The organism is Pseudomonas sp. 22082, from assembly GCF_052046055.1.
Taxonomy (GTDB): domain Bacteria; phylum Pseudomonadota; class Gammaproteobacteria; order Pseudomonadales; family Pseudomonadaceae; genus Aquipseudomonas; species Aquipseudomonas pharyngis.
In genome coordinates this window covers 137776-164054 of the sequence record NZ_JBQEQB010000003.1, presented here as the reverse complement: position 1 = coordinate 164054, position 26279 = coordinate 137776, and the positions used below count along the sequence as shown (strand labels likewise).

Annotated in this window: 26 protein-coding genes and 2 pseudogenes; 8 read left to right on the top strand and 20 right to left on the bottom strand. The window is 58.1% G+C overall.

Features of this window, described 5'->3' with window-relative positions; translation table 11 throughout:
* Window positions 1–8 precede the first annotated feature (8 nt).
* The 11 genes from ACTJK9_RS05060 to ACTJK9_RS05010 form a co-directional block, all read right to left on the bottom strand.
* Window positions 9–2063, bottom strand: coding sequence for an ATP-binding cassette domain-containing protein (locus ACTJK9_RS05060; protein WP_440812826.1), 2055 nt, complete (start codon window positions 2061–2063; stop codon window positions 9–11).
* 488 nt (window positions 2064–2551) lie between these two features.
* Window positions 2552–5320: a cystathionine beta-lyase gene (metC, locus tag ACTJK9_RS05055; protein ID WP_440812606.1), complete on the bottom strand. Its 2769-nt coding sequence runs from the start codon at window positions 5318–5320 to the stop codon at window positions 2552–2554.
* 21 nt (window positions 5321–5341) lie between these two features.
* Window positions 5342–5998, bottom strand: a complete 657-nt coding sequence (locus ACTJK9_RS05050; RefSeq protein WP_440812604.1) for a glutathione binding-like protein — start codon at window positions 5996–5998, stop codon at window positions 5342–5344.
* Complete coding sequence (locus tag ACTJK9_RS05045) at window positions 5995–6591, bottom strand: hypothetical protein (protein ID WP_064596649.1); 597 nt, start codon at window positions 6589–6591, stop codon at window positions 5995–5997. Before ACTJK9_RS05045 ends, ACTJK9_RS05050 begins: the two co-directional genes overlap by 4 nt.
* A 16-nt stretch (window positions 6592–6607) precedes the next feature.
* A complete protein-coding gene (locus ACTJK9_RS05040) occupies window positions 6608–7444 on the bottom strand; it encodes an amino acid ABC transporter ATP-binding protein (protein ID WP_085646578.1) in 837 nt (278 codons plus the stop codon).
* Window positions 7431–8219, bottom strand: coding sequence for an amino acid ABC transporter permease (locus ACTJK9_RS05035; RefSeq protein WP_440812601.1), 789 nt, complete (start codon window positions 8217–8219; stop codon window positions 7431–7433). Before ACTJK9_RS05035 ends, ACTJK9_RS05040 begins: the two co-directional genes overlap by 14 nt.
* Window positions 8209–8943, bottom strand: a complete 735-nt coding sequence (locus ACTJK9_RS05030) for an amino acid ABC transporter permease (protein ID WP_064596656.1) — start codon at window positions 8941–8943, stop codon at window positions 8209–8211. The genes ACTJK9_RS05035 and ACTJK9_RS05030 overlap by 11 nt, the downstream gene beginning before the upstream one ends.
* On the bottom strand, window positions 8940–10151 hold the full coding sequence (locus ACTJK9_RS05025; protein ID WP_440812598.1) for an aminotransferase class I/II-fold pyridoxal phosphate-dependent enzyme: 1212 nt from the start codon (window positions 10149–10151) through the stop codon (window positions 8940–8942). Before ACTJK9_RS05025 ends, ACTJK9_RS05030 begins: the two co-directional genes overlap by 4 nt.
* Window positions 10148–11572, bottom strand: a complete 1425-nt coding sequence (locus tag ACTJK9_RS05020) for an FAD-binding oxidoreductase (protein WP_440812596.1) — start codon at window positions 11570–11572, stop codon at window positions 10148–10150. The genes ACTJK9_RS05025 and ACTJK9_RS05020 overlap by 4 nt, the downstream gene beginning before the upstream one ends.
* Window positions 11569–12420, bottom strand: coding sequence for a transporter substrate-binding domain-containing protein (locus ACTJK9_RS05015; RefSeq protein ID WP_440812594.1), 852 nt, complete (start codon window positions 12418–12420; stop codon window positions 11569–11571). The genes ACTJK9_RS05020 and ACTJK9_RS05015 overlap by 4 nt, the downstream gene beginning before the upstream one ends.
* A gap of 65 nt (window positions 12421–12485) precedes the next feature.
* Window positions 12486–13328 (bottom strand): transporter substrate-binding domain-containing protein, encoded by an 843-nt coding sequence (locus tag ACTJK9_RS05010; protein WP_064596664.1) that lies wholly within the window; start codon window positions 13326–13328, stop codon window positions 12486–12488.
* 240 nt (window positions 13329–13568) lie between these two features.
* On the opposite strand from ACTJK9_RS05010, the gene ACTJK9_RS05005 reads away from it, so the two are divergent.
* The gene (locus ACTJK9_RS05005) at window positions 13569–14420 is read left to right on the top strand and encodes a LysR substrate-binding domain-containing protein (protein WP_064596666.1); all 852 of its coding nucleotides are present in this window, start codon (window positions 13569–13571) and stop codon (window positions 14418–14420) included.
* A 229-nt stretch (window positions 14421–14649) separates the two neighbouring features.
* Window positions 14650–15552, top strand: coding sequence for a bestrophin family protein (locus ACTJK9_RS05000; protein WP_039768508.1), 903 nt, complete (start codon window positions 14650–14652; stop codon window positions 15550–15552).
* 121 nt (window positions 15553–15673) lie between these two features.
* On the opposite strand, the gene ACTJK9_RS04995 is transcribed toward ACTJK9_RS05000, so the two are convergent.
* The 5 genes from ACTJK9_RS04995 to ACTJK9_RS04975 all read right to left on the bottom strand — a co-directional run bounded on the left by ACTJK9_RS04995 (window position 15674) and on the right by ACTJK9_RS04975 (window position 19499).
* Window positions 15674–16474, bottom strand: coding sequence for an alpha/beta fold hydrolase (locus tag ACTJK9_RS04995; protein ID WP_440812590.1), 801 nt, complete (start codon window positions 16472–16474; stop codon window positions 15674–15676).
* A gap of 120 nt (window positions 16475–16594) precedes the next feature.
* On the bottom strand, window positions 16595–17524 hold the full coding sequence (locus ACTJK9_RS04990; RefSeq protein WP_440812588.1) for a ZIP family metal transporter: 930 nt from the start codon (window positions 17522–17524) through the stop codon (window positions 16595–16597).
* A gap of 61 nt (window positions 17525–17585) precedes the next feature.
* Window positions 17586–18470, bottom strand: coding sequence for a manganese catalase family protein (locus ACTJK9_RS04985; protein WP_064596678.1), 885 nt, complete (start codon window positions 18468–18470; stop codon window positions 17586–17588).
* A gap of 260 nt (window positions 18471–18730) precedes the next feature.
* Entirely contained in the window at window positions 18731–19237 is a 507-nt protein-coding gene (locus ACTJK9_RS04980) for a CinA family protein (RefSeq protein WP_440812586.1), read from the bottom strand.
* A gap of 13 nt (window positions 19238–19250) precedes the next feature.
* Window positions 19251–19499 carry a hypothetical protein gene (locus tag ACTJK9_RS04975; protein WP_440812583.1) on the bottom strand — a complete coding sequence of 83 codons (249 nt, stop codon included), beginning with the start codon at window positions 19497–19499 and terminating at the stop codon, window positions 19251–19253.
* Window positions 19500–19649: 150 nt separating this feature from the next.
* Here ACTJK9_RS04975 and ACTJK9_RS04970 point away from each other — a divergent pair, with 150 nt between their 5' ends.
* Window positions 19650–20147: a short chain dehydrogenase gene (locus tag ACTJK9_RS04970; RefSeq protein WP_440812581.1), complete on the top strand. Its 498-nt coding sequence runs from the start codon at window positions 19650–19652 to the stop codon at window positions 20145–20147.
* Between the two features lie 52 nt (window positions 20148–20199).
* Window positions 20200–20520 (top strand): hypothetical protein, encoded by a 321-nt coding sequence (locus ACTJK9_RS04965; protein WP_440812580.1) that lies wholly within the window; start codon window positions 20200–20202, stop codon window positions 20518–20520.
* Between the two features lie 155 nt (window positions 20521–20675).
* Here ACTJK9_RS04965 and ACTJK9_RS04960 read toward each other — a convergent pair whose 3' ends face one another.
* The 3 genes from ACTJK9_RS04960 to ACTJK9_RS04950 form a co-directional block, all read right to left on the bottom strand.
* Window positions 20676–21992, bottom strand: coding sequence for an APC family permease (locus ACTJK9_RS04960; protein ID WP_440812577.1), 1317 nt, complete (start codon window positions 21990–21992; stop codon window positions 20676–20678).
* Between the two features lie 233 nt (window positions 21993–22225).
* Entirely contained in the window at window positions 22226–22591 is a 366-nt protein-coding gene (locus ACTJK9_RS04955; protein ID WP_039768520.1) for a histone-like nucleoid-structuring protein, MvaT/MvaU family, read from the bottom strand.
* Between the two features lie 141 nt (window positions 22592–22732).
* A complete protein-coding gene (locus tag ACTJK9_RS04950) occupies window positions 22733–23032 on the bottom strand; it encodes a hypothetical protein (RefSeq protein WP_221397355.1) in 300 nt (99 codons plus the stop codon).
* Between the two features lie 348 nt (window positions 23033–23380).
* Here ACTJK9_RS04950 and ACTJK9_RS04945 point away from each other — a divergent pair.
* From ACTJK9_RS04945 to ACTJK9_RS04930, 4 genes and pseudogenes are all read left to right on the top strand, one after another.
* Window positions 23381–23659, top strand: a pseudogene (locus ACTJK9_RS04945) (TolC family protein); the annotation flags it as partial.
* Between the two features lie 36 nt (window positions 23660–23695).
* Window positions 23696–24238: a redoxin domain-containing protein gene (locus ACTJK9_RS04940; RefSeq protein ID WP_440812575.1), complete on the top strand. Its 543-nt coding sequence runs from the start codon at window positions 23696–23698 to the stop codon at window positions 24236–24238.
* An 11-nt stretch (window positions 24239–24249) separates the two neighbouring features.
* On the top strand, window positions 24250–24777 hold the full coding sequence (locus ACTJK9_RS04935; protein ID WP_064596690.1) for a DsbA family protein: 528 nt from the start codon (window positions 24250–24252) through the stop codon (window positions 24775–24777).
* 158 nt (window positions 24778–24935) lie between these two features.
* Window positions 24936–26036, top strand: a complete 1101-nt coding sequence (locus ACTJK9_RS04930) for a low temperature requirement protein A (protein ID WP_085610305.1) — start codon at window positions 24936–24938, stop codon at window positions 26034–26036.
* 40 nt (window positions 26037–26076) lie between these two features.
* On the opposite strand, the pseudogene ACTJK9_RS04925 reads toward ACTJK9_RS04930, so the two are convergent.
* Window positions 26077–26217: pseudogene (locus tag ACTJK9_RS04925) on the bottom strand (diguanylate cyclase domain-containing protein); the annotation flags it as partial.
* Window positions 26218–26279 lie beyond the last annotated feature (62 nt).

Sequence of the window (26279 nt, the reverse complement as noted above, 5' to 3'; positions counted from 1 at the left end):
CTCACTGTTCAGTTATGCAGATGGTCTTGCTTGCGCAAGCTCGATTGAATGATTCGATCGGGGATCAATGCACACAGCACGATCGCCACGCCGGCCAGCACGCCCTCGCCGCCCTTGATATTGCGCAACGCCGTCATGACGTCGTAACCCAGTCCTCCAGCGCCGATCAGGGCAGCAACCACCACCATCGACAGGCTCATGACAATGGTCTGATTGATCCCCAGCAACAGGGATCTTCGCGCCAGCGGCAGTTGCACCTTCACCAGGGTTTGCCAAGGGTTCGCTCCATGGGCGATTGCCGCTTCCACGGCATCCTTCGGGACTTCCTGAATGCCCAGGGACGTCAGACGAATCATCGGTGCCAGGGCAAAAATCACCGTTGCAATGACCGCCGGGGTCCTGCCTACCGAAAAGAACGCCACAGCGGGAATCAGATAGACAAAGGTCGGCAGGGTCTGCATGACATCCAGCAAAGGCGTGAGCAGCCTGCGGGCAAATGGCCGCTTCGCCAGCAGAATGCCGGTGGGTACGCCGATCACCAGTGCGATCAGCACCGACGAACCAACCAGCGCCAGCGTGGCAATTGTCCGCTCCCAAAACCCGAACAGGCCGATATACAACAACGCTGCGCTGCTGGTGAGCGCCAGGGCCAGGCCCGCCGAGCGCCATGCCAGCAATACCAGCGCCAGCGCGCAAACCGGCCAGGGCAGCCAACCGAGCAGGGATTCGATTCCTTCAATGACCGTGCGAACCGCAACGATCACGCCGACAAAAGCGCTCTCGAACGTCACCTGTGACCAACCGATAAAGTCATCCACACTCTGTGCAGTCAGTAATAGCGCCTGGCGGCTGGCCGGGAACTGCAAAAGCGCCTGGGTGGTATCGGGCGTCAACACCCGCCAGATCACCAATGCCTGACTGACCAGCAGCACCGCCAGCGGCAACGTCCAACTCGAAACGGCGCGCCGCACCGGTTGACGGCCCAGTGAATACGCGGTGAAACGACTGGCCGCCAGCACGGCCAATCCCACCACGACCGATATCCAGGATGCGCTCGTAATGCCCTGCACCGCAGTGGCCAGGGCCGCGAGTTCTGCGGCGAACCCGAGCCAGAACAACCCGCCTCGGCCCCGCGCCGCCAGCGCTGCCGGCCCGAGCAACAGGGCTTGCCAGCCGCGCAAGCCCGGCTGAACCGGTTGCTCCTTTGGTGCCGTTTCGGGAACCTGACGTACCGCGCCACCGGCATCGTGCAACACCGGTGCGGCTGGAAGGCAATCGCGGAAAAAATCCGCGACCTCAGCATCGGCCGGCGTCTCGAGCAGCTGTTTCGGGGTGCCCGACTGCACCAGACGTCCCTGGCGCAATACCGCTATCCGGTCAGCGAGACGTACCGCTTCGGCAGGATCGTGGGTGACCAGCAACGTGGTGATCCCGCGCTCGCGTACCAAGGCCAAAAAGTGGCTTTGCAGGTCTCGCCGGATGGTCGGATCCAGTGCGCTGAAAGGCTCGTCCATCAGGAGAATATCCGGATCAGTCACCAATGCCCGCGCAAGTCCGACCCGTTGCTGCATACCGCCGGACAACTCGTGGGGATAATGCTCGCCCCATCCCTCCAGGCCCATCGCCTGTAACTGTCGGGTGGCCGCTGCGTGCCGGACGGCCTCGGATTCGCCGCGCAACTCCAGAGGCAGCGCAACGTTGTCCAGCACCGTGCGATGGGGCAAAAGACCAAAATGCTGGAACACCATGCCGATTCGCCGCGAGCGCAAATCCCGCAACGCTTTGTGGCTCAGGCCGCTGATAGCCTGACCTTCAATCAAGACCTCACCGCTGGTGGGTTCGATCAAACGATTGATATGGCGAAGCAAGGTCGATTTGCCGCTGCCGGAGGTGCCCATCAGGCACAGCACTTCGCCGCGTCGAACCTTCAAGCTGACATGGTTGACAGCCGGCAACGGCGATCCGCCTTTGCGCAGATAAGCTTTAGTGACGCCTCGCAGTTCGAGGACAACATCGCCCTCCTCGGCGCTATCGTCGATGGGTGGGGCCAATCGTTCAGGCAAGTCGACCTGTACCGTTGCCAAAGAGGTTTGAATAAGTGTCACGAGGGCTCCGGGCAACAAACCGTTGACGGCCTGATGTGTGGCCGTACCAGGGTAGAAAAAATGGACAGGAGCCTCAGACAACGACCGCGAACGGGGTCGGCCTGAGGCAAAACAAACGCCGCAAGCGAGGCGCTGCACGTTTCCTTTGCTAAAAGCTAAACGATCTTAAAAAGATTAAATAAATATCTTTTTGGAATGAGCTTAGGCCCTCCCGCCCGGTTTTCCGGAGGTGCTTTTCAAAGCGATCTGGTATTGCTGCGTGCCGACGGCTGGACGTGCTGCACACCGACAACGATCCTGTATCGCAGGCCCAAAGCCGTGCCGGTCAACGCGTGATCGACTCATCGACGGGCTGACGTCCAGCAGCAGACTCAGCCCGGTTTTGATGGAGTGTTCCGCGCCCATGCAGGCGCCACCTCAGAGCCCCCTCACTGAGTGAGCGAACATCAAACGGCACGACCTTGATCCCTCTCCAAAGCCGCAAACCCGCGCTGCAAATCTTCAATCAAGTCGGCGACATCCTCCAGGCCGACGTGCAAGCGCAACACCGGATTCAATAAGCGATCCGCCGCACTGTCGCGATCGCCGGTATCGGCCACGGTGATCAGACTTTCAAAACCGCCCCAGGAAGCCCCCAATCCGAACAGTTGCAGCGCATCGATGAAGCGTTCCACGTACGCGGCGTCCGTTTCACGCAATTCAAAGGACAGCAGACCATTGCTGCCAGTGAAGTCCCGGCGCCACAAGGCATGGCCGGGATGATCGTGCAAGGCCGGATGGAACACCTGCTTCACCTGCGGGTGTGCCTGTAACCAGTGGGCGACTTCCAGAGCCTGACGCTCATGCACTTGCAGTCGTGACGCGAGCGTTCGAGCGCCACGCAGCACCAGATACGCGTCGTCAGGGCTGACGGTCGTTCCAAAGCTGTCGCTCATGGCCGCCAGTGCGGGCCATGCGTCTTCGGTCGTGCAGACGCTGCCCATGACCACGTCACTGTGGCCGCTCAGGTATTTGGTCAGTGCCATGATCGAGATATCTGCACCGAGCGCCAAGGGACGGTACAGGTAACCGGAGCCCCAGGTATTGTCGATAGCCAGCAGGATACTTCGCGGTTTGCACAGGGCAGCCATGGCCGGCAAGTCGCACAGTTCATACAACAACGAGCCAGGCACTTCGGTGTAGACCATTCGGGTATTGGCTTGCAGCCGGGCCTCCAGTTCACGGCCGTCGGCCGCGAAATAGCTGACTTCAATGCCGAAGGGCTGAAGAAACTCCCGTGCCAGGCGCCGCACCGGCGCGTATACCGCGTCGGTGATCAGCACATGGTCACCGGGTCGCAGATAAGCAAGAAACGTCTGTGCGATCGCTGCCAGCCCGGTACCGTACAAGCGCGTGCGATACCCACCCTCCAGCTCGGTGACCAGGTCTTCGAGGGCGAACGCCGTCGGATTGCCGCGCGCGCCATAACTCAGCACCCGCTCGCTATCACGACGAGCACGGGCGTCACGCATTTGCGCCAGGTTGTCGAACAACACCGTACTCAAGCGAGTCACCGGCACATTGACTGCGCGGCCACCGGCCCCCTGGGCCAGTGCCGAATGCACCAGCCGCGTATGCACGTGCGACCCCGGACGTGCCTGCACCTGCAACGGTTTGAGACTGGCGATTTCGTCGGCGTTCATCTGCGCCAGCAAACCGATTTCCCACGTCAGGTATTGACGCGCTGCGTCCTTGTTGCCGGAGTGGCGGTCATGGGTAAAGAACAGAAAATCAATGCATTGCTCATCAGAGAGCGCGTCCGGACTTTCCTGCACGGCAAAACCGGCCGCACGCCAGGCATCAAGGCCGCCGTCCAGCAGCCGTACCTGCGCGCGCTGAGCTTGTGGCAGTTCCTGTGAGGCGAGCGCAGCCAGTTGGGCAACCTCGGCCAACAGCACCAGCGGCCGCTGCTCGCCCGCCACGTGTTGTGCGAGCAAGGAGCGAATCGACCAGCGCGCCCCGGCAATGTGGCCCTTGCGATAAGTCATGCTCGGCCGCAGATCAATCAGCGCGACGGCGTCATCCTTCAGTGCATCGGAAAGCGCCTGCGCCGTGATCAGCGGCAATGCTTCGTGGGCGACCCCATCGCTTTCCGGTAGCGACAGCGTGCTGCTCACACCACCTGCCAGCACATAGGCTTCATGCCCCGCCTGACGCAGCCAGCTCGCGACAATCCGGGCGCGGACACCATCGCTGTCGATCAGCACCAGTCGCGCCTGGCGCACGCCGACATACAGATCGGTCGATTGAACCAACTGACCGCCTGGCGTGTGTTGCGCGCCCGGCAGACTGCCGGCGGCAAACTCTTCGGCAGTGCGCACATCACACAAAAACAGACTGCGATCAGCATCGCCGGCCCATTGCTCGACCTGTGCAGCCGTCACTGTCTCTGCGCCGGCTCTTTCGGCCAGTCGGGCAGCCGCCAGGCGCTGTGTGGTCAATGGCGCTGCGGTCACCGACTCGGCATAACGCCGGGTGCTGCCGTGCTCAAGCTCGAAGTCCTCCAGATACCAGCCTTGTGTGCCGTTTTCCAAGGCATACACCGGGTTCTTCAATCCGAGGTTGATCAGGGTCTGCGCACCGATAATGCTGCGGGTACGACCGGCGCAATTGATCACGATCGGCGTGTCTTCGTCAGGCACCAGGTCATGGATGCGATACCCCAGTTCGCCATTGGGGCAGCACACGGAACCAGGAATGGTCATTTTGTAGTATTCATCGAACGGCCTGCCGTCGAGCAGCACCAGAGGCTCGCCTCGGGTTTGCCATTCGGCCAGTTGTCGCGCGGTGACATGGGGCGTGTGATTGACCTCTTCGACCAATTCGCCAAATGCCTTGGATGGCACATGCACGCCGGCAAACAACTGATGACCGGCGGCCTGCCAGCCATCGGCACCGCCCTCAAGGATATGCACGCGGTCATACCCCAACGCCTGAAGGCGCCGCGCGGCGCGCGTGGCAACATCGCCGCCGTTCTGGTCATGAATCACCAGTCGCACTTGAGGGTTGGGCGCCAGTCGCCGAACCTCCAGTTCCAGCCGGCTATAAGGCAGATTGACGGCAAAGAACGGATGGGCTTCGCCATACTGGCCATGTTCACGCACATCGAACAGGGCAATTTCCTGCCCGTCGAACAGCCACTGCTGCAATTGCGCTGGGGTTACGATCTGACTCATGGGGTTGCGCTCGAAAGAAAATTATTGAAGCGCCAGAGCGCGTTCACTGGCCGCCACGTCGCGGCCCTTGGCATACGCACGTTGGATGGCCGGGCGCGCCTTGAGGCGTTCGCGCCAGGCCCGAATGTGCGGAAAGTCCTGCAGTTCCTGCCCCTGTCGCTGCGGCTGAATCCACGGGAATATCGCCATGTCGGCGATGGAATAATCACCGGCCACGCAGGGCACTTCGGACAACCGTCGCTCCAGCACGCCATACAAGCGCGCCGCCTCGCCCGCCAGCAGTTCCAGGGCAAACGCCTGCGGTTGCGGCGCCTTCTCCTTGAACAGCTGCAACTGACTCAGGTATGGCGTGACGTGCCCCACTTGCCAGAACAACCATTCCTGCACCTTCTGACGTTCGGCAGTGCCCGCCGCGGGCAGGAATCGCCCGGCCTTGTCGGCCAGATAATTGAGGATGGCACCGGATTCGAACAGGCTCAGCGGTTCAATCAAGCCGTGAGGCGCATGATCGACAATCGCAGGAATCCGCCCGTTGGCGCTGATGCGCTGGAATGCCGCCTGCTTCTGTTCACCCTCACGGATGTTGACTCGCAGCACGCGGTACTCCAGCCCCAGTTCTTCCAGGAGAATGCCGATTTTCAAACCGTTGCCGGTCGGCCAGTAATACAGATCGATCATGCGTAGGCCTTGATCGACGGCGCCATTTGCGAGGCGTTGTAGTTGAGAATGCGCCCGTCGGCCTCAACGCCGTAACGCCCGTTGAGGGATTCCAGCGGCAAGCCGTACAAATGGAAATGCAGGGTCGGCTGTTCCCCATCGACACGAATCCCGTGCAAGTCTTCACCCAAAAACGAGATTGAGGTGCCGGGCTGCACGATGACTTCCTTTTGCAGGTGCAACGTGGTGAAACCAGGCTCGCGACCCTCATCGCTGCGGGTATAGACGTAGTTGATTTCCTGGCCTTCGATGGCACTGATGATTGCCCAGGTCTCGTGGTTGTGGGGGATGGTGCTTTTGCCCGGCAGCAGCGAGTTCAGGTACAGCGTCGGGGTGTCGCCGTCATCGTTGAGACGGTAGCGGAACGCGGTGCTGCCCTGCCCCGGCACCGGCGCCGGGAATTCATCGAAGTTGAACAGGTCGCGGCGTTCGGCGAGCGTTTCCAGCAGGCTGACGATTTCGTCCAGCGCAGCGCGGTCGACGCCCCGTTGATGGATGACGCGGACTTTCTTCAGGAAGTCCTCGATGACATCGGCACGGTTCACGGTACTCATTAATATCTCCTCGGGGTCAGACGGAAAGGCTGTAGCGGCTGAGGTTGGTCAACAGATAAGGATCATTGGCAAGCGCCGCGCGCCGGCCCGGATCGCCCAGGGCGTGGCGCAAGAAGGTCTGGGTTCGTTCGCTAACGGGGTGCTGGAAAATCTGCGCGGCGCTGCCGTGCTCGACGATGACCCCGTTCTCGGTGAAATAGACGACATCGCTGATTTCCTCGGCAAACCGCATCTCGTGGGTCACCAGCACACAGGTCATGCCTTCCTCGGTCAGTTCGCGAATCACCGTCAGCACTTCGCCGACCGTTTCCGGATCGAGGGCCGAGGTCACTTCATCGAACAGGATCAATTCCGGGCGCATCGCCAGGGCACGGGCAATCGCCACGCGCTGTTGCTGACCGCCGGACAGTTGGCCGGGATAGGCATCGGCCTTGTGTTCCAGACGCACTTTGGCCAACAAGGCGCGCGCGTCTTTCTCGGCGTCGACCCGATTGCGCCCCAATACCTTGCGTGGCGCCACCACCAGGTTTTCCAGCACCGAGAGGTGCGGGAACAGGTTGTACTGCTGGAACACGAACCCCACGCGTTTGCGCAATTGGATGCGCTGTGCTTCCTGCGTCAGGGTGTGGACGTCGGTAGCGCCGACCCGGATGCTGCCGCGCTGGGGCTGCAACAACCCGGTGATGCAGCGCAGAATCGTCGACTTGCCGGAACCCGACGGGCCGATAATCGACACCGCCTGACCGCGATGCACCTCCAGATCAATGCCCTTGAGTACCGGGTTGCCACTGAACGACAGGTGCAAATCCCGCAGGCGGACCAGCGGTTCGCCGCCGGTTTCAATAGAAGGCATAACGTCGCTCCAGGCGTCGGGTGAGTCGGGATATCGGGTAGCAGTAGGCGAAGAACAGCGCGAGCAGGCTGAAGTAGATCACCACGGTAAAACCGGTCATGTTCACGGTATTGCTGGCGATCTGTGCGGTATCGATCACGTCATGCACGCCCACCAGCGAAGCCAGCGCCGTGCCCATGGTGATCACCGCGTACAGGTTCATCCACGGCGGCAGCATGCGTTTGAAACACTGCGGCAGGATGATCGAGCGGAAGATCTGCCCCCGCGTGAAAGCCAGCGAACGAGCGGCTTCCCATTGCGTGGCCGGGATCGACGCCACGGCACCACGAAAGATCTCCGCGACGTTGGCGCTGGCCGGCAGCGCGAGGCCGAGGGTGACCTTGACCCAGTCCGGAAACGCCACGTAAGTGCCGGCAATACGGATCTCGAACGGAAACACGTAGGTGGTGAAATAGATCAGTACCAGCCACGGTGCATTGCGAAACACCTGCACCCAGATTTGCGCCGGCAGACGCATCAGGCGCAACGGCGACAAGGCCAGAGCCCCTACCAGCAACCCCAGCAGCGAACCCAGCCCGATGGCCACCAGGCTGATCAGAATGTTCTGCGCGAAGCCCGCCGCCAGTGCCGGCGACCATTGCAGCAAGGCCTTGAGCACCGGGCTCTGCGCGCTGAAATACAGCAGCGCCAGTGCGATGCCCGCCACTATCAACAGCTTGCCGAAGTGTCGGCGCGGCAGGGCCGTCATTGCAGTGACGGTCGATTCAGTGGCCATAACCGGGCATCCTCAGGCGCGCTTCGAGGTAGCGCCCCACGCAATTGACGATAAAGCTCAGCAGACCGAAAAAACTCAGGATCAGGATCATCAGTTCCAGCACGTTGTCACTCTGGGTCCAGATCATGATCGCCGCGTACGTGATGTCGCCCACGGCAATGGCCGACGCCACGGCGGTCATCTTCACCAGGTCGATCAGGTTGTTGATCAGCGAGGGCAGCGCAAAACGCAGGGCCAGCGGGAGCTGCACATTCCACAACAACTGCCGGCTGCTGAAAGCCAGCGAACTGGCCGCTTCCAGTGTCACCGCAGGCACCGCCTCGATGCCGGCGCGCAGGGCTTCGGCATGGAACGCGCCCTTGTGCAGGGAGATCACGATCACCACCCAGGCAAACGGTGTCAGCGGATTGGCCGCACCCACCGCTTGGGTCAGCAGCATGTTCAACACCAGGAAGGCGCAGTACAGCTGCACCAGCGTCGGCGTGTTGCGCGTGACTTCGACAAAGATTCGGGCCGGTGTCGCCAGCCACGACTTGCCCGATGTCAGCATCGCCGCCAGTGCGACACCGGCCAGCAAACTGCCGACGATGGTGAACGCACACAGCAATGCGGTGGTAAGTGCGCCTTGCCCGAGTGTGCCGCGCTGGTACGCGTCCAGAAGAAAGCTGTAGTTCAGACCCAGCCCCGCCGTCCAGTGAACGAAAAGCTCCAGCCAGTGAGTCATGGCTCGCTCCGTAGCTGCGCGCAGGCTCGTGCGATTCGGCGTCCCGCTTCAACGACATTGTCAGTGGCCGTGGCGATGGACAGGCGGAACCACGGCGACAGACCATAAGCACTGCCCGCTACACCGGCAACGCCCTCCTCCAGCAGATAGTCGACGACATCGGCGTCGCTGCTCATCCGCTGCCCGTCAGGGCGATATCGGCCGATCAAGCCGGCGCAGCGGACAAACGCAAAGAAGCCGCCCTGTGGCTCAAGCACCTGCAGACCCTCCACCGGGCGCAGCGCGTCGAGCAGCAAATCCCGTCGCAACTGATAGGCCTCGACCTGCGGCGGCAGAAACCCCAGGCCACCCTCCAGCGCCGCCAGCGCAGCAGCCTGGCCAACGGACGATGCGCCGGATGTGGATTGCGATTGCACCACGGTCATGGCCGTTGTCAGCGCCTGCGGCCCGGCGCCGAAGCCGACGCGCCAGCCGGTCATGGCATAGGTTTTCGAAACACCGCCGACCAGCAGGCAACGCTCTTGCAGATCTGGCGCAACGTTCAGCAGATTCAGCGCCGGACGGTCGTCGAAACGAATGTGTTCGTAGAGTTCATCCAGCAGGATCAGCAATTGCGGATGCCGCCTCAGTACGGTGGCAATCGCTCGCAATTCTGCCTCGGTATAAACCGCGCCGCTGGGATTGCCCGGACCGTTGAGAATCAGCCAGCGGGTACGCTCGCCAATGTGCTGCTCCAGCTGCGCAGCCGTGAGTTTGCAGCCTTGCTCCAGCGGGCATTCGATGAACACCGGCTCGCCACCGTTGAACCGCACGCTGTCCGGAAACGACGGCCAGTACGGAACCGGCACCAGCACTTGATCGCCGTCGTCGAGGGTGGCAGCAAAGGCATTGAAGATGATCTGCTTGGCACCTTTGGCAATCACAATCGAGGGCAGCGGATAGCTCAGGTGGTTTTCCCGCTCGAGCTTGCGTTGCACCGCCAGGCGCAAGCCTTTGACGCCGGGCGTCGGGGTGTATTTGGTGGCGCCGGCGGCAATCGCTGCGCAAGCAGCCTGCTTGATATGTTCGGGCGTGTCGAAATCCGGCTCGCCGGTGGTCAGGTCGAGAATGTCGCGACCGCCGTCACGCAGTTCGGTCGCGCGGGATTTGGCTGCCGCGTTGGCGGACAGCGAGACGCGTTGCACGCGTCTGGAGAGACGGAGCGTCATGAGCGGGACACCTCAATGACCTTGCCGGGATTGAGCAGGTTGTTCGGATCCAACGCCTGTTTGATACGGCGCATCAGATCCAGCTCCACCGGACTTTTGTAACGCGTCAGCATGTCGCGCTTGCGCTGGCCGATCCCGTGTTCCGCGCTGATGGAACCGCCATGGGCGTGGGCGCTGTCGTGCACCAGCAGACTCAGCGCGGCGTAATGGGCCATGTGTTCATCGACGGTCGAATGCAGCGGATGGGCGACGTTGTAATGCAGGTTGCCATCGCCCAGATGGCCGAAGGTGAAGTGCCGCACGCCCGGAAAGTGCACCTGCAACAGGGCATCGGTGTGGGCGACGAAATCCACGACCCTGGAAATGGGTACCGAGATGTCGTGCTTCATATTGCGCCCGGCGCGCTTCTGCGCCTCGCTCATGTTCTCCCGCAGCAACCACAGGGCCTGACTTTGGGCCAGGCTTTCGGCAATCAGTGCATTGGCCAGCAAGCCTTGCTCGAAGGCTTCGCCCAGCACGCTTTCAAAGGCCTCGCGGGCTTGTGCTTCACCGCGATTGTCGGAGAGTTCGAGCAGCGCAAACCACGGCTGTACAGCGCCGAGAAAAGGTTGCGGGGCTTCAGGAAACTGCTCGCGCAGCAACGCCAGGCAATCGGCGTTGAGCAACTCGAATGCGGTAAGCCCGGCGCCGAAATCGGAGCGGGCATGGGAGAGAAACCCTACCGCTTGCGCCAGCGAATCGAACGCGAGGAAGGCCGTGGATTGCGCCTTGGGCAGCGGGAACAGTTTCAGGGTTGCGGCAGTGATGATGCCCAGGGTGCCTTCGCTGCCGATGTACAAGTCGCGCAAGTCGTAGCCGGTATTGTCCTTGCGCAACCCACGCAGGCCATGCCAGATCTCGCCCTCGGCCGTCACCACTTCCAGCCCGAGGGTCAGCTCACGGGTGTTGCCATAACGCAGGACAGCCGTGCCGCCGGCGTTGGTGCCCAGATTGCCGCCGATCGTGCAACTGCCCTCGGCCCCCAGACTCAGGGGAAACAGCCGCCCTGCTTCCTCGGCGACCTGTTGCACGTGTTGAAGAATGCAGCCGGCCTCGACGGTCAGCGTGTCGTTGTCGGTGTCCACTGCGCGCACTCGATTCAAACGATCGAGCAACAGCAACACCGAATGCCCGCTGGCATCCGGCGTCGCCGCGCCCATCAGGCCCGTGTTGCCGCCCTGAACCACGATTGGAGCGCGGGCAGCGGCGCAAACCCGCACCACTGCCGCGACTTCCTCGGTATTGCCGGGGTGCACGGCTGCGATCACCGCGCCCACGTAGCGCCCCTGCTTGTCGGTCAGAAAAGCGCTCGCCTCTTCGCTGCGCTGCACATGACGCTCGCCCAGCAGTTGTTGCAACTGCGCAAACAAAACCTCACTCATGGCTGCGACGCCAGCGGTTGAGCGTTGCGATACTGCTCGTGCAGATCACGCAGGGCCTGGGATGGCGCCATGCCGGTGCGCTCGCCCAACGCAATCAGCCAGCCGCTGCGGTGCCAATCTCGCACGATGGCGTCGAGTTTCGCCTGAGTGTCGTGCTCGCCTTTGCGCAGCCAGATCACCGAGTTGGAGGGAATCAGATCATTGGGCAGCGGAATTTCATAACCGGCCCATTCGGTATCGCCGAGCAAGGCGTGCATGGTCGGGCTGACGTGCACCGCCGCCACGCAGCCGTTGCCGCGCAGCGACAGCAACGATTCGGACTGGCTGCGGAACGCCTTGATCTGCGCTCCGTAGGTTTCCTGCAACGGTTTGATGAAGTTGCTGCCCTGGGACACGCACACCGGCTTGTCCTTCAGGTCTGCCCACCGAGTGATGCCCGCGCCCTTGCGGATCAGCGCCGCCCCGCCCACTTCCTCGTAGGGCGTCGGCACGTAGTCGAGAATCTGCGCACGCTCATCGGTGAACTGCATGTTGGCGATCAGGATGTCGACCTTGCCTTGCTGCAGAAACTGCACCCGGTTAGGCGCCAGCACCGACACCGTTTTCGCCTCCACACCCAGAGCCTTGGCTACGCCCTTTGCGAGTTCGACGTTGTAACCCAGATGCTCGCCGGTCTTGGGATCTATGGTGCCGAACGGCGGGCCGCTGAGGATCACCCCGACGCTGATTTCGTGGCGTTGGCGGATCTTGTCCAGCGTGGCATCGGCCCGGACGGCACTGGTGCCGATGGCAACCAGGGCGCCGAGGCAAAACGTGGTCAGGGCTTTAGCGGAAAAATGACGTTTCATGCAGGGCTACCTTGAACGACCGTCGAGTGACACGACGGTCGGATGAAAACTCTGAGGGAGGGATTTCAGGCCCCGTTGGCTTGAAACTGTTTTTGCAGTTCGACCAGCGCCGGTGACGCGGGGGTGATGTGGTTGCGAGTCTGGGCTTCGATCAACCAGCCGCTGCGGTGCAGTTCCTTCACAATCGGGTCGAGCCTGGCCTGAGTATCGTTTTCACCACGGCGTGTCCAGATCACCGATGGCGCCGGATTGAGCTCCGGGGTGATGGCGCGGTAGCCTCGCCACTCGGCGCTGTCGGCGATTAACGGATTGATCAGGGTGGCGTCATGAACTGCCGCAACGCAGTTGTTGCCACGCAGTGCCAGCAAGGACTCCGATGAACTTTTGAAAGCTTTCAACTCGACGCCCAGTTCAGTGAGCGGCTTGATGTAGCTGCTGCCCTGGGAAGTGCAGACCGGTTGCCCTTTCAAATCCTCCCAACGAGCGATCTTGCTGTCCTTCAGCACGGCTGCAGTACCGCCAACCCGATAAAACGGTGTGGGTACAAAACCGAGGATCTCACCACGCTCCGCCGTCCATTCCATGTTGGCGATCAGCAAATCCACTTTGCCCTGTTGCAGGAATTGCACGCGGTTGGCTGGCAATACCGGCACCAGTTGCACCTCGGCGCTTAGCCGCCGACCCAGTTCCTCGGCCAGTTCGACGTTCAAACCACGCGGTTTCTGTGTGGCAGGATCAATCCCGCCAAAGGGGCCACCTGACAACAGCACGCCGACCACCAGCACATGACGTTGCTCGATCTTGTCCAGCGTCGCATCAGCCAGGGCAGCGGTGCTGGCGGCCAGCGATATGAAGGCGCCCAGCATCAGGGGCAAAAAACGTTTTGAAGGCGCGCGATCGGACAACATGGTTTTCCCCTCGTGATTGATCGGCAAACCCCGATCCAGTGAGGGGCATCCTGCTGACAGCACCGGCATAACGGAAATACAAATATCTAATATCGTTATAACTCAGGCGCCGTCACTTTTTTACCAAACGCATATAATCGTGGATTTATTGACTTAAGAGAACATCAAGAGAAAAAACTTCCTTCAAATGCATAAAGATATGTAATGTTTAAGTTCGTCCCTTTGATATAAAACCTGCCTATGACGATCCTCGATCTCGAATTGCTGCGCACGTTCATTGCCGTGGTCGATCACCACAGTTTTGCCGAGGCCGGCGTGCAACTGGCCCGCACCCAGTCGTCGGTCACTCAGCACATGCAGCGCCTGGAGCAACAGGTCGGGGTCAACCTGTTCGAAAAGCGCGGGCGGCAAAAGCAGCTGACGGAAGCCGGACAGCAGTTGCTGCGCCATGCCCGGCAGATGCTTTCACTCAACGATGATGCGCTGAACTCCCTGCGCGAAAGCAGCTTGAGCGGCGTGCTGCGTATCGGCTCGCCCCATGACATCGCCGACACCATCCTGCCCCCGATCCTCAGCCACATCGCGCGTTCGGCTCCGCGCTTGCGCCTGGAGATCGATGTCGGCCGCAGCCCGTTTCTCATGGACGATCTGCAACGGGGCAAGATCGACATGGTGATCTCCACCCGCGAAGCGCCCAATCTGGAAGGTTTTGCGTTACGCACCTCGCCGGTATGGTGGATTTGCTCTGCGCAGTTCATTCATAACCCCGGCGAGACGTTGCCGCTGATTCTGGTCGACGAACCGAGTATCTATCGACGGTATGCCCTGGAGGCCCTGGAGCGCGCCAACATTCCCTGGCGTCAGGCTTATCTCGCATCGAACCTGATTGGCATCAAAGCGGCGACGCGCGCAGGTCTTGGCGTCACCGCCAGAAGCATGGAAATGTTGGGCCCGGATATGCGGGTACTGGGGGAAAGCGATGGCTTGCCCCGCTTGCCGGACGTCACCTACTACCTGTGGATCCGTTCCAATACGATCAATCCGCTGGTGCGCCGGGCCTATGAGTTGATTCGCAGCAGCCGCGGGCATTGAATACCGACGATGCACGGGGTGCTCGCGGCGAATCTTCCCGCCCCCGTCAAACAGCGTTGCCGAAACTGAACGAGGCGCCATACGAGGATTTCTCTCGCAAGCATTGGCCATTCAGATGTCCGGGCTTCGCAGATTGACTGACGGTTGGCTGCTTCACCAGGGAACTGCCGGTGCCAGGCATCGTCCGAGCTTAAGCGTTTAAGCAAACTGCTCGCCACGAGGTTTCCGTTTGAAAGCTGCCATCGTCAAAAAATACCGCCTGATCATCAAGACCCTGGGCTACGTGGGCTGGTCTCTGTTCTGGTTGCTGCTGTGGGACATCGCCGTCACCGTCGACTTCATGCTGTTCCTCAACGCCAAGCTGAACCTGCCGCTGATGCCGCTGACCTTGCTCGGTTCGGCGTTGATCGTATTGATCAGTTTTCGCAACAGCAGCGCCTACAACCGCTGGTGGGAAGCGCGGACGTTGTGGGGGGCGATGATCAACAACTCCCGCAGCTTCGCCCGGCAGGTGCTGACGCTGCTGGACGATGCCGGCGGCGAGGTGAATCCGGTCAAATCCACTCTGCTGCGCCGCCACGTCGCGTATGTGAACTGCCTCGCCGCGCATCTGCAAGGCCAGCCTTGTCCCGACGAGGTGCGGGCGTTTATTCCCGCCGAAGAGTTCGCCCGCAGTGGCACGACCAATAACTTTGCCAACGATATCCTCACCGGCTCCGCGACTTTGCTCGCCAAGGAATACAAGGCCGGGCATCTGGACAGTATTCGCCTGGCGCGGCTTGAGTCGACGCTGGTCGACCTGTCCAACAGTCAGGGCGGCATGGAGCGGATCGCCAACACCCCGCTGCCCTACCCTTACGTCTATTTTCCGCGGCTGTTTATTTCGCTGTTCTGTTTGATCGTACCGGTGGGACTGGTCGAATCCCTGGGCTGGTTCACGCCGCTGGCGTCGACCGTGGTGGGATTCATGCTGCTGGCCATCGAACGCATCGGCACCGATCTGCAAAGCCCGTTTCGCCACAGCGAACACCAGATTCAAATGGAAGCACTGTGCGAAACCATTGAAAAGAACTTGCAGTCGATGCAACGTGATTCGTTGGGTGATGTGCGCAGGCTTGAAGAGCACGCGTGAGGCGCTGCTTTAGCAGCAGTGTGATAGCGGGTCTCCCCTTTTCTTTATCAGGTGCAAAGCGACTATTGATGAGACGGGCGGATTAACTGACCTGGGTGCGCTCCAGGCCAGCCTTGGTGTTTCAGTTCGCGATCCTCGGTGCCTTCTCTTCATCGTCGTAATGGCGGCAAAGAAATTCGCGGACCAGGACGGCAGTTCGTCCAGCGCTGGTCACCACAAAGAAATGTCCCTCGCCCTTCAGAAGGCGAAGTTCTGAACGTCCAATTGTGCGGCGCAGGATATGGCCGTTGTATGCCTGTATTAACGGATCGCGGTCGCCGGCAAGAATCAGCGTGCGTTGAAGCAGCCGGGACAGCCGAAGCAGGCTTGTCCATCCGATCAAGGCTGCGAGCTGGAAATAGTAGGTTCGCGGATTAACAGAGAGCATGCCTTTCATCACACCGAACCGCAGCAGCGTCTGAACTGAATGGCCGGATCGTTCTTGCTTGTGCATGTTGGTGTTTTTGCTCTTGCGGAAAAAATCCATAACGTCTGCAGGCTTCATCAGCAGCAATGGACCGGGAGAGGTCGCCGCGAGGATCAGCCTGCGTACCCTGCTCGGGTAACGAAGAGCGAATTCCTGAGCCAATGCACCTCCCCAACTCACACCGAACACATCGACCTGGTCGATCCCCAATTGCTCAAGCATCCCGGCAATCACGTCGGCATGGCGTGGCAGGCGAAAGGGCCAACGGGGCATTTGCGACTTGCCGACTCCGGGCACGTCCAGCGTGATGGTCATGAAGTCGTCAAGTTTATTGCGCAGCGGATCGAAGGTACGAATCAAACCACCCAAACCATTGAGCAAAAGCAGCGGAGAGCCTTGACCGCAGATCGAAACGTTCAACTGCAAGCCCTTCGTTGTCAGCCTGTGCGTTGTCATGATTTCTCCTTGCTGCACGTAATTGAAAGGCAGTGCAGGTGGGATCGCGACGTCTACCGTCGGATTTTTGCTTCCAGTTTCTTCAACCACGCCGTCCAATGATGGATGGGAGGTAAAGGGTCAACCCAAAGCCGTGTCGAGAAACATCATGACCCCGAAACCGAGCATCAACCCCAAGGTTGCAGGTGTCTCATGACCGTTGCGATGGGTCTCGGGAATGACCTCATGGGACACCACAAAAATCATCGCGCCCGCCGCCAGACCAAGCGCTATGGGATATCCCAATGCGAAGCTGCTCGAAATCCCCAAGCCGACGATCGCGCCAATGGGTTCCATCAACCCTGAGCCCACCGCAATAAGCGCAGCGCGAAGCGCTGAAATCCCGGTCACGCGTAACGCAAGCGCCACCGCCAGGCCTTCGGGAATGTCTTGAATGGCGATGGCAGTGGTGAGCGGCAATCCCACCTTCATATCGCCATTGGCAAAACTCACTCCAATGGCCATCCCCTCCGGCAAGTTATGCAGCGTGATTGCCAGAACAAACAGCCATACGCGATTGATGCGCTGCGCCTCGGGCCCACGGCGACCGCTTTTCTCATGTTCGTGAGGCACGAAGCGATCCAGACCGATCATCAGCGCTACCCCCAATCCCAATCCTGCAACGACGACACAGGCTGCGAGCAGCTGGTTACCGCAGAGCTCCTGGGCGGCTTCGATACCCGGAAGAATGAGCGAAAACGAACTGGCGGCCAGCATCATTCCGGCGGCGAAGCCCAGCATGATGTCCTGCGTTCTGGCGGCGATATCGCGTAACGCAATCGCTGCCACCGCACCTATGGCCGTCGCAGCGAAGCCTGACATGCCGCCGAGAAATGCAAAGTGCAGATTTTGTTTGTTGGCGCCGACGAAGGCGCCGTACCCGCTGATCAGCAAGCAAAGCGTCACGCCAATCAGAATTGACCAGAAGGCTAGCCCGCCCCATCCGGATTTTGAGAGCCGAACAAACCGTGAGCGAAGTGTTGCGCCAGATGAGGTCAACGGCTCGGACATCGCACCCTCCTGTTTTCTTGAGTTGGAAAAACCGCACGCCTTTTGGCGTGCGGTCGCGTCGTTAAGGTTGTGGTTCGCCTTGCACACCCGCCCCCAGGTCCGCACCCGTGATCGGATTGCTGTCTGGGTCGGACATCGTCCTGGCTTTCATGTCCATGAGCAGCGCTTCATCCTCGGCGCTCAATTGCACAGTCGCGGTGCCCTCGCCTCCATCCACCGCCGGCGCTGGATTCTCTACGAACTCCCAGTCCTCCCCTTCGTTCCACGGCCCGCGGGTGCTGCCTTCGCCCTGAGACATGTTGAAGTAAACGTTGGTGAATTCAGGCATACCCGGCAGTTTGCCCTGAGGGAAATTAGGCTGGATGGCGTGCAGTGCTTTTTCAAAAGACAGTTGATGGGCGATTTCACGGGTCATCAAAAATCCGAGGGCTTCCTTTACACCCGGATCATCTGTGACATTCATCAAACGCTCGTAGACGATCTTCGCCCTGGCCTCAGCGGCGATATTGGAGCGCATGTCTGCAGTCGGTTCGCCGATGGTATCGACGTAAGCCGCCGACCAGGGAACGCCTGCCGAGTTGGTCAAGGGAGCACCGGCGCCGTACAACAGACTTGTGATGTGGGAATCGTTGCCGGCCCCGTTGATGGCGCGATACAACTCGCCCTCTTCCTCGACACCTTCGGCCATTTGCCCTTTGGCGCCCTTGTTCAACATCACGATAATCGAGCCGACGATCTCAAGGTGGCTGAGCTCCTCGGTGGCAATATCCATAAGGAGATCCTTTCTGCCTGGATCATCTTCGGCCAACGCCTGTGTGAAGTAGCGTGAAGCTGCGGCGAGTTCCCCTTGGGCTCCTCCGAATTGTTCCAGTAGAAGATTGGCCAACCCTGGATTAGGCTGAGCAACGCGCACGGTGTATTGAAGTCGTTTGTTATGTAGGAACATGACATTCTCCTCAGGTGAATCAGGGCTGCCGTTCACTCGGCAATAGACCGAATGCCAACCCACATTCATCTGAAGCAAATGCGCCGGAGTTAATTTCAAAAACCTTCTGCCCTGTCGACCAACGGGTGCTGATTTCCCTTTGCTGTTGGAAACCTGCGAGTCAGTCTTCCTGGACAATAACGGAGATCCAGACTTTCAACTGATAGGCCATGTCCTCGCGTATTGGATAATTCCGGCTACGCAAGTGGGGACGGTTGCGCTCATCGCTCATCGGGCTCACCTTGTAGAACTCGTTGATGGAAACGCGTCAAGTACTGCAACGCATACTCGGTGGCGTATTTTTGTACTTCACAGCGTCCGCCGCAGAAGCGATGCTGGTGACTGAACACGCGACACTCATCAGCTACCTGAAACGCCCAGGCAAAGCAGATCGTGCCAGCCGGGATACCGTCTACATCGTCCGGGCCGAGAATGCCCGTTGTAGCAACGGCAACGTTGGCGGTACTGTCGCGCAATGCGCCCATTGCCATTTCACGCGCAACTTCCACGCTGGTGAGGTTGAACGTTTCGATGGTCTGCGGTTTGACATGCAGGAGGCGTTGTTTCGCCTGAGGCGAATACACCACGTACCCGCACTCGATGAACTCGCCACTACCCTCGACCTCGGATAACAGCGTCACAATTTTACCGGCGGTACACGACTCCGCTGTGGTGAGCACCAAACCATTGGCGCGCAGGTAGTGAACAGTGTCGTCGGCAATAGACATGTGCTGAATGACCTCAGTGATAATCCTCACCAGCGACCGCACGCAGATAGGCCGCATCTGCCTCCCTTCTCAGGTCACGCCATTCGGAATCGGTCAATCTACCCAACCGATGCATCTCATCAGACTGGCGTAATAGCTCCTCGTGATAGGCATCGGGACACTCCATGCGTAACGCTCGGTTCTCCAATGCAAGATGCCAGGCATCCAGGGCTTTCAATTTGGATTCCTGCTCAAGCGTCAGTTGATTCTTGAAAGCATTCATTTCACCCACCCCAAACATTTCCCGGTTGAGCAACAGTTTTCGAATTAGGTTCAAAAGGTCTGACGAAGAACAGCCTTTCGGTAATCTCGATGGAACGTTGCGCCAGGCCCCGTCCTCTATCGCAACACCAGCGAATCTGAGGATTTCATCATGATCGACCCAGCAACCGGTATGAAGGCAGGCGAGCGCTACACCATAGACAGTCTCGAACGCACGCGACATTTCCCGGGTTTCTTCCTCGACGGAAAATATTACCTTGGCCCGGAATTGATGACGGCCATAGGTTGGCTGGAAGGAAAGCAGTTTTATTACGATGAGCTTGATCCCACGGGTGAGCCGGTGTTTCCCGATCGACTCGCCGGCACTGTCGAAGACCTCACCCTGACTCTCGCGGACGGTGCGCGATTGCCCTTGAACGAAATGCCGTACAGGGCAGATGCCGACCCCACTGCCAGTCCAAGCCGTCTTACTTCATCGTCATCACGACATCGACCTGCTCCGGCAAGCGATCAACTCGGAGTCGAGGGCGTCCGGATGTCAGGTAAACATCCGTATCCAATACTCCTGGCGGCAGGCGCCGCGCTAGTACTGGGAATACTGCTTGGAGTCAAACAAGCCAATCGTCTTACTGCCCGAAAACCGAGATAGCCGTCCTTGCTGATTTTTTGGAGAAGTGCTCTTTGAACGATCGGAGACAGGAATGCATCCAGTGACACCAGACGGTCGCTACTTTGTTGTCAAAGGCCAGCTATGGCGATGTTCCAACCCATCATTGGATGAAGATTTGCGCCAGCGTCTTGTCAATGGGCTTATGGCCGCTCGACGAGAGGTCAAGAACGCCAAGGGTTCGCAAGACGCGTCGCAACTGAAGCGCGCTCGAGAAAAGGTACAAATGGCCAAAGTGGCCCTCGGGGAACGGGGGCCTGTCTGGTGGACTGATGGAAGCCCGGACTTCAACCGGCGGCTGGTCATCAATTCCCCTTATGCCGAATGGTTCAGCTCGCTCCAAGAGCCTGATTAACTCTCGGCGTAAGGCGGGATTCGGATGATGTTCCAGTGTTGCTCACAACCGCCGATCCAAGGCATTGGATGCACCCATTACAACCGCTCGCCCTCTGGCACTTGTACGACGTAGCCAAGTTAACGCTGCGGTAGACAGGGAAAGCGCTTGCAAGCCTAGCCAGGCTCCACTGGCGCCGGCAGTGCCACTCTTGCACAGGCGAAAAGCAGCATGCCTGTCAGGATCAGCGCGCCTCCACGCATCCAGGTTTCCAGACTTTGCTGACTAAGCAGTACCAGGCAAGAGACGATAGCCAGTAGCGGAACCCACGTAGGTACTCGAAAGTGATCTTGCGCAACCTCGTCACGGCGCAGGATCAACACGGACAAATTGGTACTGAGAAATACGAACAGCAGGAGCAGGACGACTGTTTCAGCGAGTGTGGCTAGCGTCCCCGTCAGCGTGAGCAAGATTGCCACGAGGGTGGTAGCGATCACTGCTATCCACGGGGTGCGTCGTTGAGGCAGCACTTTGCTCAAGGCATTCGGCAAAAGTCCAAGGCAGGCCATGCCATAAGTAAGGCGGCTGGCCATTATCATGGTTAGAAGTGCGCCGTTGGCTACCGCGACCAATGCAATAAAGGCAAAGACGCGAGGCGGGATGTTCAAACCTGACGCCCGAACCACCTCAAGAAGAGGAGCAGAGGTTGCAACCAGTTTTTCCATGGGCAGTACGGAAGATGCCGCTACACCGACCGCCATGTAGAGGACTCCGGCGGTCAGCAATGCGCCAAACAATGCGCGGGGGTAAACCTTTCGAACGTCTCGAATTTCTTCTGCAAGATTGGCGGATGTTTCGAATCCTACAAAAGAATAGAAGGCGATCAGTGCCGCACCCAAAACGGCTAACATCGGGCTGACTCCCGGCTTGAACTCCAGGCTGCGACCCAAATCTGCATCGCCTGTACGGAAATACCAAGCGGCGGCAACAACGACCAAAAGAAGGCCTGACAGCTCAATGACTGTCATCACCAGGTTGGCTCCCAAGGATTCTTTGATTCCCCTCGCATTGAGTAGCGCGATCACGAGAAGGAACAGTAAGGCTGAGATATGAGGTGGTACATGGATGAACGCCGCCAGGTAATCGCCCGCAAACGCCAGCGATAAACCCGCAGCGCTCGTGACAGCTGCAGATAGCATGCAAAAGCCCACGAGAAAAGAAATGAGCGGTGACCCGAACGCTTTCTCGGCGAAAACCGAAGCGGCGCCCGCGTGGGGATATTTTGTCACCAACTCGGCATAGGAACCTGCAGTAAGCATCGCGAAAAAAAGAGCGATGAGCAGCGGCATCCATATTGCGCCACCCACCTCCCCCGCAATTGTCCCGGCAAGAGCATAAACGCCCGCTCCGAGCACATCGCCGAGAATAAATAGAAAAAGCATCGGGCCGGTAACGGCCCGGCGCAGGGAGGTCTTGGAGGGCAAGGTCTTCACGATCTACTTCCTGACTTGAGGTTCGGAGGGCCGATTACCGGGCTGGAAGTCAGGCGGCTCCACTCTCAATCAATGGAAATTCGCGTATCACTAAAGTTCACATATCTTGCCAAGGTGACAAGTAAAAGGTGCCTCACGTACACCCTGATTAGAGCTGTGGAAATCCTCTCAAGTAGCTAAAAATCGAAAACAAAAAAGGGCCGTAATCAGGCCCTTTTGTGTTCAAACCAAAATCATTTGGTCAGCCAGGACTCCACAGTGTCGGAGCCGTGCTCTGCTTTCCAATCCTTCAGCGTTTTATGATTGCCGCCTTTGGTTTCAACAACTTCCCCAGTGTGCGGATTTTTATAGACCTTCAACTGGCGAGGCTTGCGACTGCCGGCTTTGGACCCGGCGGCTGGAGCGCGACGACCTGCTTGCGGATCAAGCAGGTTGATCACGTCCTTAAGGCTGTAGCCGTATTTTGCGAGCAAGTCGCGCAGCTTCGTTTCGAACTCGATTTCTTTCTTGAGGCCAGCATCACCCTTGAGGGTTTCGAGGGCCTGGAGCTGTTCGGCGAGGTGTTTTTCGAGCTGGCGGAATTCGGCAAGTTTAGACATGAAAAAATCTCGATGTGAGTAATACCTGAAGGTTACACCATAAATCACGGCCCGCACTTACAAGGACTGGCGCTGGGTCTTTACCTGGACAGCCTCAACAGGCCTTGAATTGATTCCCTGTGAACGGTCGAAGTCTTTTTCTTATCGATGAGTATCCGCCTCCTCAGCCGGATAAAACTCACCTTCCTTCCCTATCCTTTTGAGCTGTTCGCGCACGATCAACTCAACGCTGGCAACTGCGGCTTGATCGTCAGGGTCGACCAGCTGCAAGGACAGGCGCTGGATATTCTGATCGTGGGTGCCCTCACTCATCATCTCGTGCGTAAAGACTTGTTCACCTCGCCATAGGCAAAGTTGAGTATGAGTTTCGCCGAGCCATATTTCGTTGATTGATCTGAGGTCGGTGGTAGCCAGTTGATCGACAGTGATTGTCTTATCCATTGCGCTGTACCTTACCAATGAGTAGATACAGATAGACTTACGGGCCCAGGGGTCGTTCCAAGTGAAGGCAGTTCACTGCGATTTCCGATGATGACGAAACCATCCCGTTCGTCCGCTTCCAGCCCTTCCTGCACCTCAGCCAAACCAGCAAAGAACATCGACTTCATGATCAGAAATACCGCCAGTCGTAAATCACCCACTCATCAGCAATTGAGGCTATGGAATCACCAGAATGATCGAGCAACGCTTTGATCTGCGAATTCGCAGGGGCGAATCGATCAGTAATGAGATGACCAGGTATTTACGGCGAAGCTGTATGGCAACAGAGCGAGCGCGCGAGGCCTTGCCAAGGAAACCGAAAACGCGTTTAGCGACTACGACAAGCGACAACAGCGACTATAGTCATTGGTGAGCCAGAGCGAATCCTGTCGCTGCTCTCCCCACCTGGCCCTCAATTCAATACCGCGAAAGCACGGCGAGCGTCGTCGTGCTTCTGGACGCGGAATATGAACGTCTTGCTGCCGATAACACTCAGGCTCAGGCTGAAATCGTGGCAGCGTTGCCTCTTATAAATCCCTTGATGGTGGATGGAGTTATCCCCGCCGGGCAAGTCGCATCCCCCCCTGAGTAGACCCCAAACTCCTATCTATCAGGGCTCAAGCAATGAACACTTCAGAATTTGGTGATGCAGAGGAAACGAAAGACGACCTGGTTCAGGAGCCGCTGCCAGCCGGCACCGTAGCGCCCGACTTCTTACTGTACGCGACTCCCGATCAGCAATTGTCGCTACGCGAGCTGAAGGGAAATCCCGTGATACTGACGTTTTATCCCGCCGATTGGAGTTCGGTTTGTGGCGATCAACTGACCTTGTACAACCAGTTGCTACCCACATTCAGAGAATACGGTGCGACGCTCCTGGGTATCTCAGTCGACAGCGCCTGGTGTCATCAGGCCTTTGCCAAAGATCGGAATTTCCACTTCAGCCTGCTGGCCGATTTTGAGCCCAAAGGAGCTGTGGCGCGACGGTATGGAGCGTACGACTCCCACCTGGGAGTTTGTAAGCGGGCACTGTTCGTGATTGACAAGAAGGGTCTGATCACCTGGAGCTACATTTCACCAATGGCAATCAACCCAGGGGCGGACGGCATTCTGGATGCGCTGGATGCGCTGGCGAATGCACCACAATGCACGCCAACCAAAAATTAACAGGTGATCACATGGCCACTCTCAAAGTGCCGGTAAGTGCCAACGACCATCGCCAGGGAAGCGCGCATGCCAAAGTCACCTTGGTGGAATTTGGCGATTATGAATGTCCCTATTGCGGTTTAGCGTATTGGGTCGTCAAAAATCTCCAACAGCGTTTTCGCAACGATTTGCTCTTCGTGTTCCGTAACTTTCCCCTGACCACCGCCCATCCGCACGCAATGGGGGCAGCCGTCACAGCTGAATATGCAGGGAGTCGAGGACTCTTCTGGGAGGCTCACGACGAACTGTATGAAAATCAGGATCGATTGGGCATGCCACTGTTTCGGGCCATCGCTCTAAAACACGGTCTCTCCAGTGAAGAACTTTATGTTGCGCTGCAGGAAGGCACTTACCTGGCCAAAATAAAATCCGACTTTAATGGCGGCGTACGGAGCGGCGTTAATGGCACCCCCGCGTTTTACATTGACGGGCTTCGCTATGACGGGGTTCCAGAGTTCGCCGAAATGAGTCAGATGATTGAGCTTTCGTTGGTGAGTTGACGAAATGGCCGGATAGTCAATTCACCCGATAGTTCCCCACCGTAATCGAGGCGGCATGTACGGCTGTTGAACGGCAGCACCTGCCCGATCCAATTGGCCCGCTGCTGCGCACTCGCCATTTGGCCATATACAGGTCGCCGACACGGAGCCAGCAGCGAATGAAATCCTTGAAGTATTATGAAAAAAATCGACACGCCACATGGTTAGAGTTGTTTTTTGACCTGATTTTTGTTGTTGCAATTGGCAAGGTTACGCACACTCTCGGACATGTTCATCAAGGCCACTTTGAACAAGAGCAACTATGGACATTTCTCCTGCTTTTTGTTCCATTGTGGTGGGTTTGGTCCAGCCACACGATTTACTCCAACAGGTTTGATACAGACAGCAGCCTTCACCGTCTGGCCACATTATTTATAATGTTGCTGCTGATTGTGTTGTCTGCACGGATCGGTGAGGAATTAGGATTAAACTATCCGCTTGTTATTTCCTGCTATTTTGGAATACGTGCCATCATCAGCATTATGTACATTTCATCCATCAGTAAAATCGACTACCGCAGCGAATTATCCTCCAGGCTTGGCTTTGCGCTGTCAATTAGCGCAATGGTTAGTCTTTCATCCATCCTTTTTGACCCACCTGTGCGTTACGTTGTCGCTTACATTGGGATTTTCCTTGACATTCTGCTGCCTGTATTTTTTTGGAGCAAATCAAAGCCATTGCCAGCACATACGGAACACTTGGTTGAACGACTAGGCTTACTCACCCTCATCTTATTGGGTGAGTCAGTCATTAGCCTTGCTGGAGGATTATCCGGCATTCAATGGGATCGTTATAATGTGATGGCAGCAATCACCGGCTTTATCATGATTTGCAGTATCTGGTGGATCTATTTTGATAGCTTTTACCTGCTGAGCAAAAATGATAGCAGTATGAGCGGGCACTCCTTAATCTACTCGCACCTCTTTCTATTTATAGGGCTGGCCCTCCTCGCAAATTTGATTAGACATGCAATCCTGAATGACATTGTGATTCGCGATTTTCAGATCATGTCAATCATCGGCATGACCTTGTTTTTCCTGGGCAAGCAATATGGCTATTTCGTAGCCGTACCTAAAATAAGGAAGTACATACTGCAAAACACCTTGATCGTGTTGTCTTTGGCAGGGCTGTTTATATTCCTGCCCCGCGCCGAGTACATATTGATCGGACTAACAGCAACCATGATCTGTTATGTTTTGTTGAATTTCAGATATCGTTAAATGTTTATTATTCGAGCATGGAGCTCGCAGGTGCATCAGTGGTATCACCGGGACGAACCTGCTGAGTCATTCGCTGCGCCACTTCAATCAGTACCTGATCGCCGAAGTAGTGTCCGATCGAATCGTTGATGGATTTGAATCCATCCAGATCAATACACATCACCGCCAGACGACGCTTACGCATTAGCTATCAGATTTGATGCTCAATCGCACAGACACAACGTCAGCCCCTGAGATACAGCA